This window comes from Streptomyces rimosus subsp. rimosus, from assembly GCF_000720725.1.
GTDB lineage: Bacteria > Actinomycetota > Actinomycetes > Streptomycetales > Streptomycetaceae > Streptomyces > Streptomyces rimosus_A.
On the sequence record NZ_JOCQ01000020.1, the window covers coordinates 22,626 to 39,217 of the forward strand.

Here is a 16,592-nt window from a genome sequence, read left to right on the forward strand (position 1 = left end):
ATGGGGGCCTCACGCACAGGCGTTGTCTTACGCTGTCTTATGGGGAGGGGGTTACCGCCACCGGCCGTGTCAGGCGGGCGACTCCGCCACCCGCCGCTTGCCGGCTGCCGAACCGGTGCCCGCAGTGGACTTCGCGGCCTTGCGCAGCGCGCGCGCCTCCGACTCCGTCTCGACCGCCGGGGGCGATCCCGGCAGCGGCTTGCACGCGCTCTCCGACATCATCAGGACCGCGATTCCGCCGACCACGGCGGCGGCCATCATGTAGAACGCGGGCATCATGTTGTTGCCCGTGGCGCCGATCAGCGCGGTCACCACCAGCGGAGTCGTACCGCCGAAGACCGACACCGACACGTTGAAGCCGATGGACAGCGAGCCGTAGCGCACCTTCGTCGGGAACAGCGCGGGCAGCGTGGACGGCATGGTGGACGTGAAGCACACCAGCAGCAGGCCCAGGACGGCCATGCCCAGCGCGATGCCGGCCAGCGAACCCTGGCGGATCAGCAGCAGGGCCGGTACGGACAGGACCAGGAAGCCGACGCAGCCGGTGGCGATGACCGGGCGGCGCCCGAAGCGGTCGGTGAGCCGGCCCGCGAAGGGCTGCACGCCCATCATCACGACCATGACGGCCAGCACGACCAGCAGCCCGTGCGTCTCGTCGTACTTCAGCTCCGAGGTCAGATAGCTCGGCATGTACGACAGCAGCATGTAGTCGGTGACGTTGAAGACCAGGACCAGGCCGACGCAGAGCAGCATCGCGCGCCACTGACCGAAGATCATCTCGCGCAGGCCGAGCTTCTTCTCGGCCTCCCGGCGTTCCTTCTCCTTGGACCGCGCCTCCTTCTCCAGCTGCGCGAAGGCCGGGGTCTCCTCCAGCCGCATCCGCAGGTAGAGGCCGATGATGCCCATCGGGCCCGCGATCAGGAACGGGATGCGCCAGCCCCAGGAGATCAGGGCGTCGTGGCTGAGGACGGCCGTCATCAGCGTCACCAGGCCCGCGCCGCCGACGTAACCGGCGAGCGTGCCGAACTCCAGCCAGCTGCCCAGGAAGCCGCGCTTCTTGTCGGGCGCGTACTCGGCGATGAAGGTCGAGGCGCCGCCGTACTCGCCGCCGGTCGAGAAGCCCTGCACCAGCCGGGCGACCAGCAGCAGGATCGGTGCCCAGACGCCGATGGAGGCGTACGAGGGGATCAGGCCGATGGCGAAGGTGCCGGCCGCCATCATGATCATCGTGATGGCGAGAATCTTCTGCCGGCCGATGCGGTCACCGAGCGGACCGAAGACCATGCCGCCGATGGGGCGGACGAGGAACGCCGCGGCGAAGGTGCCGAACGTCGACAGCAACTGCGCGGTCGGGTTGCCGGACGGGAAGAAGACCTGTCCCAGCGTGACCGCGATGTAGCTGTAGACGCCGAAGTCGAACCACTCCATCGCGTTGCCGACCGCGGCCGCCGAGACGGCCCGCTTGACCATGGACGGATCGACGACCGTGACGTCGCCGCCGCCCGTCCCCCGCTTCTCCGGTTTCTCCGGCTCGGCCGCGTCGGCCGACGCGGCCGGATCGGTTTCGGGACCATCGGTACGGGTCCGCTGTGCGACGGGTGACTGCGTCGGCACGTGCTCGCTCGCCTGCGCTCTCTGGGACGACTGCATGGAACACCCGCCGGGGCGGGCCTCGCCCGCCATGGCGTGACGGGCAAAGGTCGACCATAGGGGCAGAGCAGGTCATCACGGACAGTGCACAGGCGATCGCCGAAGCGTGCTCAACCCTGCTGCTTCCAGGGGAAACGGCGCCCCGGGGGTCTTGATTCGGCCTTTACGGATGTGATCCATCTCGCGGAGATCACCGCAACCGATTTGCCCCGTGTTGCGCCACATATGCAGCGCACGGACCTGACCCTGCCCAGTGGTCACGGATGTATGCAGCCGATGCGGAAAAAGTTTCCCCGGACCTCGCCCGAACCCTGTCCGGACCTCGCCGGCTGCCTGCGGCCCACTTCGGACCGCCCGTCACCCGCACCCCGTGTGTCCCGCGGACCGCCCCCCAAACCCGCCTTCCATACTTCCCCCGTACACCCCGCTTGACCGGATACCCGGTTCCGGTTGCCGGGCCGGGACGCGAGGGTGCGTCGCATGTCTATCGCTACGGCAGTGCTGACCGCATCACTGGCAATGGCGCCGGCCGCCGCGCCGGTCCCGGGAGTGCAGTGCACCAGCGTGACCGTCCGCGCGCACTTCGCGGCGTCCCCGACGGGCGAGGCCGTCACGTACGACCAGGCCCTGGTGCCCGAGGGCAGCCGGGTCACGGTCGTGGAGAAGCGGTACGGCTCCGGCAAGGATGCCCGTACGGCCGTCTCCCTGCGCCTGTCCGGGCTCGTCCCCGACCGCACGTACGGCGCCCATGTCCACACCAAGCCCTGCGGCCCGAAGCCGAACGACTCCGGCCCGCACTACCAGAACGTCCCCGACCCGGTGCAGCCCTCGACCGACCCCGCCTACGCGAACCCCCGCAACGAGGTCTGGCTCGACATGAAGACGGACGAGGACGGCCGCGGCTCCTCGACCGCCAGGGTCGACTGGCACGTCCGCTACGGAGAGGCCCGTTCCGTGGTCGTCCACGAGCACGGAACGCACACCGAGCCGGGCCACGCGGGAACCGCGGGCGCCCGCCTGGCCTGTGTGAACGTACCGCTGGCCTGAGTCCGCGCGAGCGGCGCGGCAGTGTCCGCTGCCGCGCCGCCGGATCGTCGCGCCCATCCAGCTTCAGCCACCCGGGGGCACTCCGCCACTCGGGGGACCTGCCGTGCGGCCGCCGCCTCGTTACGATCACCAGCACGTCGCGCCCTGTCGCCTCGGGCCCGGCGGAGCCGATCCAGCGAGTGATGGAGGAACGTCATGAGGTACCGGCGGCTCGGCGGGCAGGACGGGCCGATCGTCTCGGCGGTCGGGCTCGGGTGCATGGGGATGTCCGTCGCGTACGGACCCGCCGATCCGGCGGAGGCGCGGCGGGCACTGGACCGGGCGGCCGAGCTGGGAGTGACGTTTCTCGACACCGCCGACGCCTACGGACGCGGCGCGAACGAGGAGTTCGTCGGCGGCTGGCTGCGGGACCGGGCCAAGCGGGACGCCGTCGTGCTCGCGACCAAGTTCGGGCTGCGGCACGACCCCGTGACCGGGCGGGTCGACGCCGTCGACACCTCACCCGCGTACGTGCCCGTCGCCTGCGACGCCTCGCTCCGCAGGCTCGGCGTCGAGTACGTCGACCTCTATTACGCCCACCGCCGCGACCCGGCCGTACCGGTCGAGGAGACCGTCGGCGCGATGGCGGAGCTGGTGGCGGCGGGGAAGGTGCGGCAGCTGGGGCTGTCGGAGGTCAGCCCCGAGACGCTGCGCAAGGCCCACGCCGTGCATCCGATCAGCGCGGTCCAGCTGGAGTACTCGCTGTTCACCCGGGACGTCGTCGAAGGCGGCATGCTCGCCACCTGCCGCGAACTGGGCGTAACCGTCGTGGCGTACTCGCCGCTCGGGCGCGGCATGCTCGCGGGCGCGCTCGCCGCCCGCGAGGAACTGGGCGAGGCGGACAACCGGCGCCGCTGGCCGCGGTTCTCGGAGGAGAACATCGAGCGCAATTTCGCGCTCGTCCGTGCCGTACGCCGCGTAGCCGACGAGATCGGCGTGCCTCCAGCGCGCGCCGCACTGGCCTGGCTGCTGGCGCAGGGGGAGGACATCGTGCCGATCCCCGGCACCAAGCGTGCGCGGTACGTCGCGGAGAACGCCGCCGCTGCCGAACTCACCCTGACCGCCGAGCAGGAAGCCCGGCTGCGCGCGGCGGTGCCTGCCGAGGCCGTGGCGGGCGCGCGCTACCCGCAGCAGGCCCTCGACCGGCTCGGGCACTGAGCGGCCGGCCGAGAGCAGGGCCACCGGGGGCGTCTCACGGCATCCACGCCTCGTACGACAGCACGTCACCCGCCTTGATCTTGAAGTCGGGGACGTCCTCCGTGAACGTCGTCTCCATGCCGAGGACCCGGCCGGTCTCCGGGTCGAGGATGATCAGTTGGAGCGTGCCCTCCATGGACCCGTCCGTCGCGTCCTCCTCGCCGCGGTACGCGTACGCCTGGCCCCGCCGGCCGAGCCGGTCGACGACCTGACCGGCCGGGCGCAGGTCGGGCAGGCGGGACAGCATCCGGGCCAGCGCCGCCGACTCGCGCGGGCCCGGCGTCCACTCCTGGAGGAACGAGGAGAGGGCCATCAGGAGGGGCTGCGTCTTCGTGCCGGCGCCGCTGTAGAAGGTGGCCAGGTAGGCGCGCAGCTCGTCGGGGTCGGCGGGCGGGCGCGCGGGCAGCGTGCCCTCGCCGGTGACCGGGTCGTCCAGGCGCGTGCCCGCCGGATACGTCCTGCGGTGCAGCACCTTGCCGTCGTTGACGGTGCGCCACTCGCCGTCCGCGTCGTTGATCACCGGGCGGCCGGGGTGCCGCGGGTCGGTCGCGACGGCCAGTTCCGAGCCGCTGCCGTCCGGGTTCCAGCGGGTGATCCGCTCCTCGGGGACGGTGACCGGCGGCTTGGCGTCGGGGCCCGTCTGCATGCTCAGATACCAGCTCTGGAGGTGGCTGCCGCGGTGCGGTGGGGGAGCGTTGCGCTGGGCGCGGGCGTACGCCTCCGCCTGCCGTGCCACCTCGTCCAGCGGGACGGCGGGCGCGTCGCGCTGCACGACGAGCGCGGTGGGGGCGGCCACCGCCGGGGCCGTGCCGGCGCCGGAGAAGGTGAGGGTGAGGACGGCGAGCGCGGCGGCCGAGGCGGCGGTGGCGCCGATGAGGAGACGGCGGGTACGGGCGGGGCGGGGGGCGCGGGCGGGGCGTTCGGGCCGCTCGGGCTCCGGCGCGGAACCGGGCGTGCGCTCTGGCGCGTCGGCGCTCATCAGGGCGGCCAGCCGGTGTTCGGCGCGCGCGGTCAGCGGGCGGTCGCGCCACGGGCCCTCGTCGGACCGTACGGGATCGGCCTGCCGCAGCAGCTCCAGTTCGTCAGTCAAGGCTGCGGCCTCCTACTCGGGTCGGCACCGCGGGTGCGGGCAGGGATGGGCGTGCGGTCGTGCGGCGCGGGAGCGGGCGCGGCGGCTCCGGCCCGGCCTTCCGGCGCAGGCGGTCGATCTGCGTACGGAGCCGGTTGCGGGCCCGGTGCAGCCGCATCGCCGCGGCGCTCTGACTGCAGTCCAGGGTGACGGCCAGCTCCTGGAGGGTCAGTTCCTCCCAGGCCGTCAGGCGCAGGACTTCCTGATCGGCGGGGGAGAGGCGCTCCAGGGCCTCGTGCACCCAGGAGCCCGGCCGCTCCGCGTCGGGGCTGTCCACGGTCTGGCGGCGGTGCGCGGCCTCGTGGTTGCCGAGGCGGTGCAGCAGGCGCCGGTAGCGGCCGAAGCCGCGCACCGTGTTCGACAGGCAGTTGCGGGCCACGCCGTACAGCCAGGGCAGCGGTGATTCCGGCAGCTCGGCGCGGCGCCGCCAGGCTATGGAAAAGACCTCCGCCACCACCTCCTCCACGTCGTCCGCCCGGTTGTCGTCCAGCCGCCGGGCGACGAAGCGGCTGACGGCCCAGTAGTGCGCGCGGTAGGCGTCGGCGAAGGCCTCGTCGATGTCCTCGCCGCCGTCCTTGCTGCCGCTCTTGCCGCGGTCCTGGGCGCTCTCCTCGCCGGTGACCCCGCGGGAACCGTCGTCGGGGGCTGCGTCCTTGCTCATGATCTGTTGGTGTCCGGCACGCCTGGAATCTTCACACCCGCGTGCGGTGAAGTTTTCTCCGGCCCCGGACACCTACGGGGCATGAAGTCCAAGTCCCCCGCGATCACGTCCCCCGTGAACAAGTCCCCCGCGATCACGTCCCCCGTGAACAAGTCTCCGGTGAAGTGGCTGACGACCACCGACCACAAGACCATCGGCACGCTCTACCTGATCACCTCGTTCGCATTCTTCTGTATCGGCGGCCTGCTGGCGCTGGTGATGCGCGCCGAGCTGGCCCGGCCCGGCCATCAGATCCTGTCGAACGAGCAGTTCAACCAGGCGTTCACGATGCACGGCACGATCATGCTGCTGATGTTCGCTACGCCGCTGTTCTCCGGATTCGCCAACTGGATCATGCCGCTGCAGATCGGCGCGCCCGATGTCGCCTTTCCCCGGCTGAACATGCTGGCGTACTGGCTGTACCTCTTCGGCTCGCTGATCGCGGTGGGTGGTTTCCTCACCCCGCAGGGCGCGGCCGGTTTCGGCTGGTTCGCCTACGCCCCGCTCTCCGATTCCGTGCATTCCCCGGGCATCGGCAGTGATATGTGGATCATGGGTCTGGCCTTCTCCGGCTTCGGTACGATCCTGGGCGCGGTCAATTTCATCACCACGATCGTCTGCATGCGCGCCCCCGGAATGACGATGTTCCGGTTGCCGATCTTCACCTGGAACGTGCTGCTGACCGGTGTGCTCGTCCTGCTGGCCTTCCCCGTGCTGGCGGCGGCCCTCTTCGCGCTGGAGGCGGACCGCAAGTTCGGGGCGCACGTCTTCGACGCGGCCAACGGCGGCGCCCTGCTGTGGCAGCACCTGTTCTGGTTCTTCGGCCACCCCGAGGTCTACATCATCGCCCTGCCGTTCTTCGGCATCGTCTCCGAGGTCATCCCGGTCTTCTCCCGCAAGCCCATGTTCGGATACCTCGGCCTGGTCGCCGCGACCATCTCCATCGCCGGGCTGTCCGTGACGGTCTGGGCCCACCACATGTACGCCACGGGCGGCGTCCTGCTGCCGTTCTTCTCGTTCATGACGTTCCTGATCGCCGTACCGACGGGGGTGAAGTTCTTCAACTGGATCGGCACGATGTGGCAGGGCTCGCTGTCCTTCGAGACACCGATGCTCTGGGCCGTCGGCTTCCTGATCACCTTCACCTTCGGCGGCCTGACCGGCGTCATCCTCGCTTCCCCGCCGATGGACTTCCACGTCACGGATTCCTATTTCGTCGTGGCCCACTTCCACTACGTCATCTTCGGCACGGTCGTCTTCGCGATGTTCGCGGGATTCCACTTCTGGTGGCCGAAGTTCACCGGAAAGATGCTGGACGAACGCCTCGGCAAAACCACCTTCTGGACGCTGTTCGTGGGCTTTCACGGCACCTTTCTCGTCCAGCACTGGCTGGGCGCCGAAGGCATGCTGCGCCGCATTCCCGACTACCTGGCCGCCGACGGCTTCACGACGCTCAACACCGTCTCGTCCATCTTCTCGTTCGTCCTCGGCATGTCGGTCCTGCCGTTCCTCTACAACGTCTGGAAGACCGCGAAGTACGGGGAGAAGGTGACGGCCGACGATCCGTGGGGCTGGGGCCGCTCGCTGGAATGGGCGACCTCCTGCCCGCCGCCCCGCCACAATTTCGTCGCCCTGCCCCGTATCCGCTCCGAATCCCCGGCCTTCGACCTGCACCACCCCGAAATCGGAGCCCCCGAAGCGGAGCAGCACAAGGAACGAGGTGCCCTGGTATGAGCGGTGGTACGCCGGTGAGCACGGCCGAGGCGATCAACGAGATCGAGGGTTTTCTGCTCTGGGAGGCGGAGAAGGACCGGGCACGCGCCCGGGCCCGGGAATTCGGCGACCGGCTGCCGTGGCTGACCCGGGCGCAGCGCGCGGAGGTCGAGCGGCAGTACCAGGCCGACCAGCTGGAATTCTCCCGCGCGTATCTCCGTCGGATCGCGGCCCGCAGCGGCGAACTGCGCGCCGAGTACGAGGGCGTGTACCGGGAGCTGCGGCGCCGGCTGGTCACGGGATTCCTGGCGGCGGCGGTGGTGCTGGTGAGCGGCGCGGTGACGGTTGCCGTTGCCCTCACCGGCGGGTGAGGGCAACGGGCTGACGACGACCGGGGGCGTCCGCGGCTGAGGGGGCTGCCGGCGGGCGCCTCCCGGCCGTCAGCCGGTGGCGGCCGGGCACCTGGTGTCGGCCGTCAGGCGACCACGGCCATCACTCGGTGACCGTGATCTGCGACGCCGGGTCGGTGCTGTCCGTGACCTTGTAGGTGGCGTTGAAGAGCGAGGTCGTCGCGCTGGTCGGGCAGCCGAAGCCGCCGACGACCTTGACCGGGACGGAGGCGTTGGTGAACACGAGGCCGGACGGCGCGCCGTTGGTCCAGGCGCCGTTCACCACCGCGGCGGCGGTGGGCGCCGCCGTCACCGTACAACTGGCCAGACCGCTGGTCCTGAGGACGAACCCGCCGGTCGGGATGGTCAGCCCGGCGGTGCTCGGGGCGCCGTGCTGCATGGACACGCCCCAGTCGCCGGAGGTCTGGATGGAGGCGCTCACGCCCGGCATGCTGGTGGTGCACGAGCTGTAGGTGGGCGCCGAGAGAGTGCTGCTGACCGGGCCCGAGGCGTTGGTGTTGCCCGGGGCGTCCGGTACTTGGCCGGCGGCGTGCGAGACGGTGCAGGTCACCGTCACCGAACCGGCCTTGAAGGTGGCCTTGCCGCTGAGGTCGGCGGCGTAGGCGTGCCCGGCCGGTGTGACGGTGGTGGAACCGGCGGCGGGCTGCGCCCCGGCCGGCTGGGCGGTGGCCGAGCCGGTCAGGGCCAGGGAGAGGGACGCGGTCGCGAGGATTCCCGTACCGGCGGCGAGCAGGGCGCGCGGCCGCCGGGCACGGGAGTGATCTGCGCGAGAGCGTGCGGGTCTGTGCGTCATCGCGAATCTCCTTCTGCGAGCGGTGAGTGGTGCGGTGGCCCCGCCCGTGCGGACGGGACCGCGCAGGGGCCGGCGCTGAGCGCGAAGGCACCTGCGGGTTGAGGGGGGTGCGGAGGGTGCGTATGGGGGTGGCGATCGGGCCGTACGGTGCCGCGGCCGTACGGTCGTCACGGCCCGGCCGTACGCGTACGACGACCCTCACGTACGCGTACGGCCCGGCTCGGCCAGGTGCGGTCAGCCGCGCGGCCGCGGGTGGGACGGCGCCGCCCCGCTGTCGGACGGCTCCGGCGCCGATTCCGGCCCCGGCCCCGTCCCCGGCTTCGTCTCCGCCTCGGCGCCGTCCGCGCCCGGCTCCGGCAGCGGACGGGGCTGCCAGGCGAAGATCATGCCGCCGCCGAGGATGCCGACGATGGTGCCGAACAGGAAACCGCCGAGGTTGGACATCACCAGCGCGGCGGCGGAGACCAGGACGGTGAGGACGCCCGCCAGCCCCCGGTAGTGCGGCGCGAACCACGCGGACAGGCCCATCAGGATCATCACCAGGCCCATCAGGACGGACGGTATCCCGGCGATGCCCTGCTGGAGCATGACCTTCAGCGGCGCCAGCGGGATGGCGCAGATCTCCGCACCGGCGACGACGGCCGCCAGCCCGCCCCAGAAGGGGCGGCCCTTGCGCCAGCGGCGCCAGGCCGTCCAGCCGCGCCGTCCGGTGCCCTTGCCGGTCAGAAGCATTCCTTCTTGCCCTTGGAGATCTTCATGCTCAGGCCGGCCAGCCGGAAGGTCCCGGCGTTGGTGGCCCAGGCCGTCTGCCGGAGGTTGGTGATGTTCACGTCGTCGGCCTGCTGGGCGAACAGGTCCTGCATGCCCTGCGCGGTCGCGGGGCCCTTGTCGAGGGTGGAGGCGTCCCGGCCGATCTCGATGTTGTTGAAGGACGCGTTGCCGGAGAGCTGGGTCGCGTCCACGAAGAGGTCGGTCGCCTTGACCGGCGTCTTGCCGCCGCCCGCGGTGAGGTTGAGCGAGATGTCGCCGATGACCGGCAGCGTGGTGACCACCGACTGGCACAGTTTGTGCAGGTCGGCCTTCTTGATGGCGGTCACGGCCACCGGCAGCAGGTCGCCCCGGGCGTTCTGGTCGACGCCGCCGTACTGGGCGAACCCCTCGCCCTCCAGGGAAGCGGCGGACACCTTGAACTGCTGGCCCGAGACGGCGAACGAGGCCGCCAGCGCGCCGTTGGCCAGGGCGATGGCCAGGGCGGCGGTCCCGGCGAAGGCCGGAACGGACAGCACGGCGAACTTGCGCCAGCTCACCCGCCCCGTGACGTGTCTGCCGTGTGCGTCCTTCATGAGAGTGGTCCCCTTCGAAGTGCGGTGGATCGCGCTGCCGAGAGTTGTGGGGGAAGATGCCGGCACCGGGCCAGGATGTGGGGACACGTGTCGATCACGTGAAGGATGTGGCGAACTGGCCGGTGTTACTGGCGAGTTGAATGTAAGTCTGCCAGTAGCCGTTGGCAAGGTTGAGGACCGAAGGAACCACAGGAGGCGTAAAAGCGACGCGGGTCGCGGACGGGCCGTACGGGGCGCCCGGCCTCGCCGTACGGGTACCGGGCCCGCGCCCTACACGTACCGGACCCGCAGCTCCTTCACCCCGTTGAGCCACGCCGACCGCAGCCGGCGCGGGGTGCCCGCGAGGGCGATGTCCGGCATCGCGTCGGCGATGGCCTGGAAGATCAGGTCGATCTCCAGGACGGCGAGCGACTTGCCGAGGCAGAAGTGCGGGCCGCCCCCGCCGAAGCCCAGGTGGGGGTTGGGGTCGCGGGTGATGTCGAAGGCTTCGGGGTGCTCGAAGACCTCGGGGTCGTGGTTGGCGGAGGCGTAGAAGATCCCGACGCGCTGCCCCTTCTCGATCCGCGCGCCGCCCAGGGTGGTGTCCTGGGTGGCGGTGCGCTGGAAGGAGACGACGGGGGTCGCCCAGCGCACGATCTCCTCGGCCGCGGTGCCGGGCCGCTCCCGCTTGTACAGCTCCCACTGGTCGGGATGCGTCAGGAACGCGTGCATCCCGTGGGTGATCGCGTTGCGCGTGGTCTCGTTGCCCGCGACGGCCAGCAGCAGCACGAAGAACCCGAACTCGTCGGACGCGAGGTTGCCCTCGTCCTCCGCCGCGACGAGCCGGCTGACGATGTCCTGGGCGGGGCACTCCTTGCGGGCCGCGGCCAGGTTCATCGCGTACGAGATCAGCTCCGCCGCCGCGGTGCTGCCGACCTCCTCGGTGATGGCCAGCTCCGGATCGTCGTAGGCGATCATCTTGTTCGACCAGTCGAAGATCCGGGCCCGGTCGTCCTGGGGGATGCCGATCAGCTCGGCGATGGCCTGGAGGGGCAGTTCGCAGGCGACATCGGTGACGAAGTCGCCGGATCCCTTGCGCCGCGCCCCGGCGACGATGGTCCGCGCGCGGGCGCGCAGCGCGTCCTCCAGAGCGCGGATGGCGCGGGGCGTGAAGCCGCGCTGGACGATCTGGCGGACCCGGGTGTGCTCCGGCGGGTCCATGTTCAGCATGATCAGCTTCTGCAGGTCGATCCGGTCGCGGGTCATGGCCGCGTTGAACCGGATGATGGAGGTGTTGACGCTCGCCGAGAAGATCTCCGGCCGGGTGGAGACCTCCTTGACGTCCTCGTGGCGGCTCACCACCCAGTAGCCGTCGTCGCCGAAGCCGGCGACGCCGTGCGGCTGGGCGTTCCACCAGACGGGCGCGGTGCGCCGCAGCTGCGCGAACTCGGGCAGCGGTACGCGGCTCCGGTAGACGTCGGGGTCGGTGAAGTCGAACCCGTCGGGCAGCGCGGGGCAGGGCATCTCGGCGCCTCCAGCTCTGGTCCGGCCCGGTACCCGTACCGGTACGCGTCGGTGGGTACCGGCGATCAGCCGACCCTGACGGGCCGTCAGCTCACAGCGGTGAAGGTAGTAACGAGTTCTATACGTGGCAAGGGGGCGCGGGGCGCGAACCGGCGCCGTACGCCCTCCGCCGGGCACGGAAGACCCGTGCAGCACCCTTGCGCCCCCGGACGCGGCTCAAAGAGACTGTCCGGGGAACTAGAACGCGTACCAGTTCCGTCGTCGGGGGGCCGGGACGTCCTGCGGGACGTGAGGAGAGGACGAGTCAGTCATGGCCGCGGAACCCGTCATCGTCGAAGCCGTACGCACCCCGATCGGCAAACGCGGCGGCACGCTCGCCAACCTCCACCCCGCCTACCTCCTCGGCGAGACCTACCGCGAACTGCTCGCCCGCACCGGCATCCAGCCGGACTGCGTGGAGCAGATCGTCGGCGGCACGGTCACCCACGCCGGCGAGCAGTCCATGAACCCCGCGCGCACCGCCTGGCTGACGATGGGCCTGCCGTACGAGACCGCCGCGACCACCGTGGACTGCCAGTGCGGCTCGTCGCAGCAGGCCAACCACATGGTCGCCAACATGGTCGCGGCCGGTGTCATCGACATCGGCATCGGGTGCGGGGTGGAGGCGATGTCGCGGGTGCCGCTGGGCAGCGGCTCCAAGCACGGCCCCGGCAAACCCTGGCCGGACGAGTGGAACGTGGACCTGCCCAACCAGTTCGAGGCCGCCGAACGGATCGCCCGCAACCGGGGGCTGACCCGCGAGGACGTCGACGCGCTGGGACTGCTCTCGCAGGAGCGGGCCGCGGCGGCCTGGGCGGAGGAACGCTTCAAGCGGGAGACGTTCGCGGTGCAGGTGCCCACGACGGAGGACGAACAGGCCGCCGGGCAGGGCATGTGGCGGCTGGCCGACCGCGACGAGGGGTTACGGGACACGAGCCTGGCGGCGCTCGCCGGCCTCAAGCCGGTCATGCCGACCGCCGTGCACACGGCGGGCAACTGCTCGCAGATCTCGGACGGGGCCTGCGCGGTGATGTGGGCGTCCAAGCGGATGGCCCGCGCGCTCAAACTCAGGCCGCGGGCCCGGATCGTGGCGCAGGCCCTGGTCGGCGCCGACCCCCACTACCACCTGGACGGGCCGATCGACGCGACGCGGGCGGTGCTCGGCAAGGCCGGGATGTCCCTGAAGGACATCGACCTGGTCGAGATCAACGAGGCGTTCGCGTCGGTCGTACTGTCCTGGACCCGGGTCTTCGACCAGGACCTGGAGAAGGTCAACGTCAACGGCGGGGCGATCGCCCTGGGGCACCCGGTCGGCGCCACCGGCGCCCGGCTGATCACCACCGCGCTGCACGAGCTGGAGCGTACGGGCCGGGAGTTCGCGCTGATCACGATGTGCGCGGGCGGGGGGCTGGCGACGGGGACGATCATTCAGCGGCTGTGAGGGTCCGGCGTCCCGCCCTCCCCCAGGATCTCGGCCATCACCGCGCGCAGGGCGCGTCCCGTGCGGGGCCGCTCGCGCGTCAGCAGGCCGACCGCGCGGTCCAGCCACTCCCCGTCGCCGAACCGGGGGAACTCCTTGGCGGCGCCGGTGTGCGTGAGCAGCGCTTCGAACAGCGCCAGATCGGTCAGGGTGTAGCGGCGGGGGTGGCGGTCGAAGGAGGCCAGCCAGTCCTCGTACGGGTGGCGCAGCGTCATGTGCAGATAGCCGCGGCCGACGCCCTGCCACGGGCCCGGGAGCCCGCCGATCAGACCCATCGGGCTCACGGAACCGTGCCGCGGGTACTTGCCGCCCAGTGAGAAGCCGATGCCCAGCATGATCCTGGACCAGGGGATCAGCAGCTCGTCGGCGGGGGTGCGGGCGTGCTGGTAGATGCCGTCGGGGCGGAACTCCAGCCAGAGACCGCCCGGCCGGAAGCAGTCGCCCACCACCCAGTGGCCGTCGACCCGCTCCAGCGGCCCCAGCGCCGCGCTCGTCCGCCCCGCCCCGCCACGTGTCCCGCTCGACCCGCAACTCGTGTCACCCATCCCGTAATTGGATCACATGTACGGCGAAAGGGGCGGTCGGTGCCCTGCCGATGCCGCCGATTCCGGGGCGTTGTCAGTGGTCCCTGCCACACTCGCTGCATGACCGAATCAGGGGTTCAGGCAGGGGATCCGCCGGCCGTGCCACAGCCGGTGCACTACGCGCAGACGTGGGCGGCCGACGGCGACACGCGGCGGCGTCCGCCGCTGGTGGGCGACGAACGGGAGATCCTGACCAGCTATCTGGAGTGGCACCGCGCCACCTTCGAGCTGAAGTGCTCGGGGGTGCCCGCCGACCGGCTCTCGGAGCGGTCGGTGCCGCCGTCCGGGCTGAGCCTGCACGGGCTGATACGGCACCTCGCCGGGGTGGAACGCTGGTGGTTCCACATCCAGTTCGCGGGCGAAGCGGCCCCGATGCTCCACTACTCCGACGAGGACCCCGACCAGGATTTCGGCGACCTGTCCGGGGACCCGGCACAGGCCCTGGCGCTCTGGCGCGAGCAGTGCGAGCACTCCCGCCGCATCGTGGCCGCCGCTCCGTCCCTGGACGTCACGGGCACCCACGCGGCCTCGGGAGCCCCGGTCTCCCTGCGCCGCGTCCTGGTCCACCTGATAGCCGAGTACGCCCAGCACAACGGCCATGCCGATCTGTTGCGCGAGCGGATCGACGGGGCCACCGGGAACTGACGGGCGGGGTTTTGACGCGGGCGCCCAGGGTAGGCGCGGCTGGCTGAAACGCCACTACGTACACTCGTGCGGCGTCCGGGTCGGCTCATTTTTGGAGGAGATGGAATTGGCAAAGCCCCCCTTCGCGGCTTTGATCTGTGCGCTCGCGGGGCTTGGCACGGCGCTGGGTTTCCTGGCGGCCGAGCTGCGCGCGGACGGCTACGAGCAGTACGTCGAGTCGGTGACCACCGCCGCCGGAGTCATCTACATCGCCGCGGCCCTGGTCGGGGTGACGTGGTTCCGTGCCCGTCGGGCGGACGTGGACTGAGGCCCTTCCGGGGCACGCCGAAGCGGCCGACGCCAGGGGCGTCGGCCGCTTCGTGCCGTTCGCGGTGCCGGTCGGTGCCGGCCCGGTGCCGGTTCGGCTCAGTACCAGTTGTGGGACTGCCAGAAGTTCCAGGCGTCGCAGGGGCTGCCGTAGGTGGAGTTCATGTAGTCCAGACCCCACTTGATCTGGGTCTCCGGATTGGTCTTCCAGTCCGGACCGGCCGAGGCCATCTTCGAGCCCGGCTGCGCCTGCACGAGACCGTAGGCGCCGCTGGACGGGTTGGTCGCGGTCGGGTCCCAGCCGCTCTCCCGCTCGACGATGTTGCTGAAGCACTGGTACTGCGCCTGGTCCGGGATCAGCTTGTGCGCCGCGGCCTTGGCGTCGCTCGCCGTCGCGGCGGACGGCGCCTGGGCCGGGGTGGCGGCCTGGGCCGGCGTGGCGGCGAAGGCGGCGGCGCCCAGGGCGACGGCACCGGCCGCGACGACGGCCTTCTTGTGGGCGGCGAGACGGCGGGTGATCGTGGACGAGGTGACGCTCACGGGAGGAGAAGCCTTCCGTCGGGGTGCAGAGGAACGCCGCCGAGGGCGCACCCGGGGGGAGGAGAGGCGCGCTGCTCTCGGCGACACATTCACCCTGGGAAGTGGTCGGGGGGCGTGGCAACACCCGCTCTTACTAGTGGATCTCGCATGCGGGGCGGAAGGTCCCGGCCGTTGTGGCCCATGGGGGAGCGGGTCGCGCGAGGCGCGGAGGCTACGAAGGGGCGTCGTATGTGACGGAGGTCCTGTGGGTGAGGTCACAGGTGGGGGAGGGGTGTGAGTGAGGTTGTAAGGGGCTTGCTTCGGGTTTGGGTATTACGGGTGGGGGTGGAGCGGTCACCTGACTCACCACTGAGGCGTCGGATCGCGATGAACGCGGCCATCGGCCCGGCGGCAGCCCGGACCACCTGGAGCCCGGACCACCTGGAGCCTGGACTACCGGGAGTCCGGACTACCGGGAGCCCGCCACGGGGCGCCGCTTGTAGAAGGACTCCTCCAGGTAGGCGGCCTCGTGCGGCTGGTAGGGCTCCTCCAGGTAGGCGGCCTCGTCCTCGTCGAGTTCGACGTCCACCGCGGCGACCGCGTCGGCCAGCTGGGCCGGCTTGGTGACCCCGACGATGGGCGAGGTCACCACCGGGTTGCGCATGACCCAGGCCAGGGCGACCTGGGCCGGGGACAGGCCCCGCTTGCCCGCGATCTCGTGGACGCGTTCGGCCACTGCCTGGTCCTCGTCGCGGTAGAGGATCTTGCCGCCCTCGTCGGTCCCGGCCCGCGCCGTGGCGGTGTCCCGGACCCGCGTCAGCCTGCCCCGTGCCAGCGGGCTCCACGGGATCACGCCGATGCCCTGGTCGGCACAGAGCGGGAGCATCTCCCGCTCTGCTTCCCGGTGGATGAGGTTGTAGTGGTCCTGCATCGACACGAACCGGGTCCAGCCGTTCAGGTCGGCCAGGTACAGCGCCTTGGCGAACTGCCAGGCGTACATGGAAGAGGCTCCGATGTAGCGGACCTTCCCGGACTTGACCGCGTCGTGCAGCGCCTCAAGGGTTTCCTCGATCGGGGTGTCGTAGTCCCAGCGGTGGATCTGGTACAGGTCGATGTAGTCGGTCCCCAGCCGCTTCAGGGAGGCGTCGAGCTCGGCGAAGATCGCCTTGCGGGACAGCCCGGCGCCGTTCGGGCCGGGGCGCATCCGCATCCAGACCTTGGTGGAGAGGACGACCTCCTCGCGCCGGGTGAAGTCCTTGACCGCCCGGCCGACGATCTCCTCGCTGCTTCCGGCGCTGTACCCATTGGCCGTGTCGAGGAAGTTGACGCCGCCCTCAAGGGCCTGCTTGATGATGTCCCGACTGGCGTCCGCGCCCAGCGACCAGGGCTCGCCGCCCCGGTCCGGCTCGCCGAAGCTCATGCAGCCGAGGGCGATGGCGGACACTTCCAGTCCGGTCTTTCCGAGTTTGATGTATCGCACGTTTGCGAACCTAGG

The 16,592-nt window shown here is 71.0% G+C and carries 16 protein-coding genes and 1 pseudogene; 7 read left to right on the forward strand and 10 right to left on the reverse strand.

Going from position 1 to position 16,592, the window contains the following annotated elements; genetic code table 11:
- Nucleotides 1-69 precede the first annotated feature (69 nt).
- Nucleotides 70-1,650, reverse strand: a complete 1,581-nt coding sequence (gene proP, locus IH45_RS0113020) for a glycine betaine/L-proline transporter ProP (RefSeq protein ID WP_234440527.1) — start codon at nucleotides 1,648-1,650, stop codon at nucleotides 70-72.
- A 480-nt stretch (nucleotides 1,651-2,130) separates the two neighbouring features.
- Here proP and IH45_RS0113025 point away from each other — a divergent pair, with 480 nt between their 5' ends.
- Both IH45_RS0113025 and IH45_RS0113030 read left to right on the forward strand, forming a co-directional pair.
- A complete protein-coding gene (locus IH45_RS0113025) occupies nucleotides 2,131-2,697 on the forward strand; it encodes a superoxide dismutase family protein (protein ID WP_050514797.1) in 567 nt (188 codons plus the stop codon).
- 195 nt (nucleotides 2,698-2,892) lie between these two features.
- Nucleotides 2,893-3,894 (forward strand): aldo/keto reductase, encoded by a 1,002-nt coding sequence (locus tag IH45_RS0113030; RefSeq protein WP_030666356.1) that lies wholly within the window; start codon nucleotides 2,893-2,895, stop codon nucleotides 3,892-3,894.
- Between the two features lie 34 nt (nucleotides 3,895-3,928).
- On the opposite strand, the gene IH45_RS0113035 is transcribed toward IH45_RS0113030, so the two are convergent.
- Both IH45_RS0113035 and IH45_RS0113040 read right to left on the reverse strand, forming a co-directional pair.
- Nucleotides 3,929-5,023, reverse strand: coding sequence for a CU044_5270 family protein (locus tag IH45_RS0113035; RefSeq protein WP_030666359.1), 1,095 nt, complete (start codon nucleotides 5,021-5,023; stop codon nucleotides 3,929-3,931).
- The gene (locus IH45_RS0113040; RefSeq protein ID WP_030666362.1) at nucleotides 5,016-5,723 is read right to left on the reverse strand and encodes an RNA polymerase sigma factor; all 708 of its coding nucleotides are present in this window, start codon (nucleotides 5,721-5,723) and stop codon (nucleotides 5,016-5,018) included. The genes IH45_RS0113035 and IH45_RS0113040 overlap by 8 nt, the downstream gene beginning before the upstream one ends.
- 156 nt (nucleotides 5,724-5,879) lie before the next feature.
- On the opposite strand from IH45_RS0113040, the pseudogene ctaD reads away from it, so the two are divergent.
- Together ctaD and IH45_RS0113050 are read left to right on the forward strand one after the other, a co-directional pair.
- Nucleotides 5,880-7,496 (forward strand): annotated as a pseudogene (ctaD, locus tag IH45_RS0113045) (aa3-type cytochrome oxidase subunit I); the annotation flags it as partial.
- Nucleotides 7,493-7,846, forward strand: coding sequence for a hypothetical protein (locus IH45_RS0113050; protein WP_030666366.1), 354 nt, complete (start codon nucleotides 7,493-7,495; stop codon nucleotides 7,844-7,846). The pseudogene ctaD and the gene IH45_RS0113050, both read left to right, overlap by 4 nt.
- Before the next feature lie 121 nt (nucleotides 7,847-7,967).
- Here the strand turns inward: IH45_RS0113050 and IH45_RS0113055 are convergent, their stop codons facing one another.
- From IH45_RS0113055 to IH45_RS0113070, 4 genes are all read right to left on the reverse strand, one after another.
- Nucleotides 7,968-8,678: a hypothetical protein gene (locus IH45_RS0113055; protein ID WP_030666368.1), complete on the reverse strand. Its 711-nt coding sequence runs from the start codon at nucleotides 8,676-8,678 to the stop codon at nucleotides 7,968-7,970.
- A gap of 234 nt (nucleotides 8,679-8,912) precedes the next feature.
- On the reverse strand, nucleotides 8,913-9,410 hold the full coding sequence (locus IH45_RS0113060; protein ID WP_030666370.1) for a DUF6114 domain-containing protein: 498 nt from the start codon (nucleotides 9,408-9,410) through the stop codon (nucleotides 8,913-8,915).
- Nucleotides 9,401-10,021 carry a DUF6230 family protein gene (locus tag IH45_RS0113065; protein WP_030666373.1) on the reverse strand — a complete coding sequence of 207 codons (621 nt, stop codon included), beginning with the start codon at nucleotides 10,019-10,021 and terminating at the stop codon, nucleotides 9,401-9,403. The genes IH45_RS0113060 and IH45_RS0113065 overlap by 10 nt, the downstream gene beginning before the upstream one ends.
- A gap of 270 nt (nucleotides 10,022-10,291) precedes the next feature.
- Nucleotides 10,292-11,524, reverse strand: a complete 1,233-nt coding sequence (locus IH45_RS0113070) for a cytochrome P450 (RefSeq protein ID WP_030666376.1) — start codon at nucleotides 11,522-11,524, stop codon at nucleotides 10,292-10,294.
- Between the two features lie 310 nt (nucleotides 11,525-11,834).
- On the opposite strand from IH45_RS0113070, the gene IH45_RS0113075 reads away from it, so the two are divergent.
- Nucleotides 11,835-13,004 carry a steroid 3-ketoacyl-CoA thiolase gene (locus IH45_RS0113075; RefSeq protein ID WP_030666379.1) on the forward strand — a complete coding sequence of 390 codons (1,170 nt, stop codon included), beginning with the start codon at nucleotides 11,835-11,837 and terminating at the stop codon, nucleotides 13,002-13,004.
- On the opposite strand, the gene IH45_RS0113080 is transcribed toward IH45_RS0113075, so the two are convergent.
- Nucleotides 12,992-13,588 carry a hypothetical protein gene (locus IH45_RS0113080; protein ID WP_234440528.1) on the reverse strand — a complete coding sequence of 199 codons (597 nt, stop codon included), beginning with the start codon at nucleotides 13,586-13,588 and terminating at the stop codon, nucleotides 12,992-12,994. The two genes, IH45_RS0113075 and IH45_RS0113080, sit on opposite strands and share 13 nt — an antisense overlap.
- 99 nt (nucleotides 13,589-13,687) lie before the next feature.
- Between IH45_RS0113080 and IH45_RS0113085 the strand changes: the two genes are divergently transcribed.
- Together IH45_RS0113085 and IH45_RS0113090 are read left to right on the forward strand one after the other, a co-directional pair.
- Nucleotides 13,688-14,272: a DinB family protein gene (locus IH45_RS0113085; RefSeq protein ID WP_032917358.1), complete on the forward strand. Its 585-nt coding sequence runs from the start codon at nucleotides 13,688-13,690 to the stop codon at nucleotides 14,270-14,272.
- A 100-nt stretch (nucleotides 14,273-14,372) separates the two neighbouring features.
- Nucleotides 14,373-14,579 (forward strand): SCO3870 family protein, encoded by a 207-nt coding sequence (locus IH45_RS0113090; protein WP_107058639.1) that lies wholly within the window; start codon nucleotides 14,373-14,375, stop codon nucleotides 14,577-14,579.
- A gap of 98 nt (nucleotides 14,580-14,677) precedes the next feature.
- Here IH45_RS0113090 and IH45_RS0113095 read toward each other — a convergent pair whose 3' ends face one another.
- On the reverse strand, nucleotides 14,678-15,118 hold the full coding sequence (locus tag IH45_RS0113095) for an aggregation-promoting factor C-terminal-like domain-containing protein (protein WP_030666388.1): 441 nt from the start codon (nucleotides 15,116-15,118) through the stop codon (nucleotides 14,678-14,680).
- A 448-nt stretch (nucleotides 15,119-15,566) separates the two neighbouring features.
- Nucleotides 15,567-16,577, reverse strand: coding sequence for an aldo/keto reductase (locus tag IH45_RS0113100; RefSeq protein ID WP_030666390.1), 1,011 nt, complete (start codon nucleotides 16,575-16,577; stop codon nucleotides 15,567-15,569).
- Between the last annotated feature and the right edge of the window lie 15 nt (nucleotides 16,578-16,592).

What these genes read in the sequence shown, in the direction of transcription:
- proP (WP_234440527.1), bottom strand. Translation starts at nt 1,650, where the DNA reads ATGCAGTCGTCCCAGAGAGCGCAGGCGAGCGAGCACGTGCCGACGCAG.
- IH45_RS0113025 (WP_050514797.1), top strand. Translation starts at nt 2,131, where the DNA reads ATGTCTATCGCTACGGCAGTGCTGACCGCATCACTGGCAATGGCGCCG.
- IH45_RS0113030 (WP_030666356.1), top strand. Translation starts at nt 2,893, where the DNA reads ATGAGGTACCGGCGGCTCGGCGGGCAGGACGGGCCGATCGTCTCGGCG.
- IH45_RS0113040 (WP_030666362.1), bottom strand. Translation starts at nt 5,723, where the DNA reads ATGAGCAAGGACGCAGCCCCCGACGACGGTTCCCGCGGGGTCACCGGC.
- IH45_RS0113050 (WP_030666366.1), top strand. Translation starts at nt 7,493, where the DNA reads ATGAGCGGTGGTACGCCGGTGAGCACGGCCGAGGCGATCAACGAGATC.
- IH45_RS0113055 (WP_030666368.1), bottom strand. Translation starts at nt 8,678, where the DNA reads ATGACGCACAGACCCGCACGCTCTCGCGCAGATCACTCCCGTGCCCGG.
- IH45_RS0113060 (WP_030666370.1), bottom strand. Translation starts at nt 9,410, where the DNA reads ATGCTTCTGACCGGCAAGGGCACCGGACGGCGCGGCTGGACGGCCTGG.
- IH45_RS0113065 (WP_030666373.1), bottom strand. Translation starts at nt 10,021, where the DNA reads ATGAAGGACGCACACGGCAGACACGTCACGGGGCGGGTGAGCTGGCGC.
- IH45_RS0113070 (WP_030666376.1), bottom strand. Translation starts at nt 11,524, where the DNA reads ATGCCCTGCCCCGCGCTGCCCGACGGGTTCGACTTCACCGACCCCGAC.
- IH45_RS0113075 (WP_030666379.1), top strand. Translation starts at nt 11,835, where the DNA reads ATGGCCGCGGAACCCGTCATCGTCGAAGCCGTACGCACCCCGATCGGC.
- IH45_RS0113080 (WP_234440528.1), bottom strand. Translation starts at nt 13,588, where the DNA reads ATGGGTGACACGAGTTGCGGGTCGAGCGGGACACGTGGCGGGGCGGGG.
- IH45_RS0113085 (WP_032917358.1), top strand. Translation starts at nt 13,688, where the DNA reads ATGACCGAATCAGGGGTTCAGGCAGGGGATCCGCCGGCCGTGCCACAG.
- IH45_RS0113090 (WP_107058639.1), top strand. Translation starts at nt 14,373, where the DNA reads ATGGAATTGGCAAAGCCCCCCTTCGCGGCTTTGATCTGTGCGCTCGCG.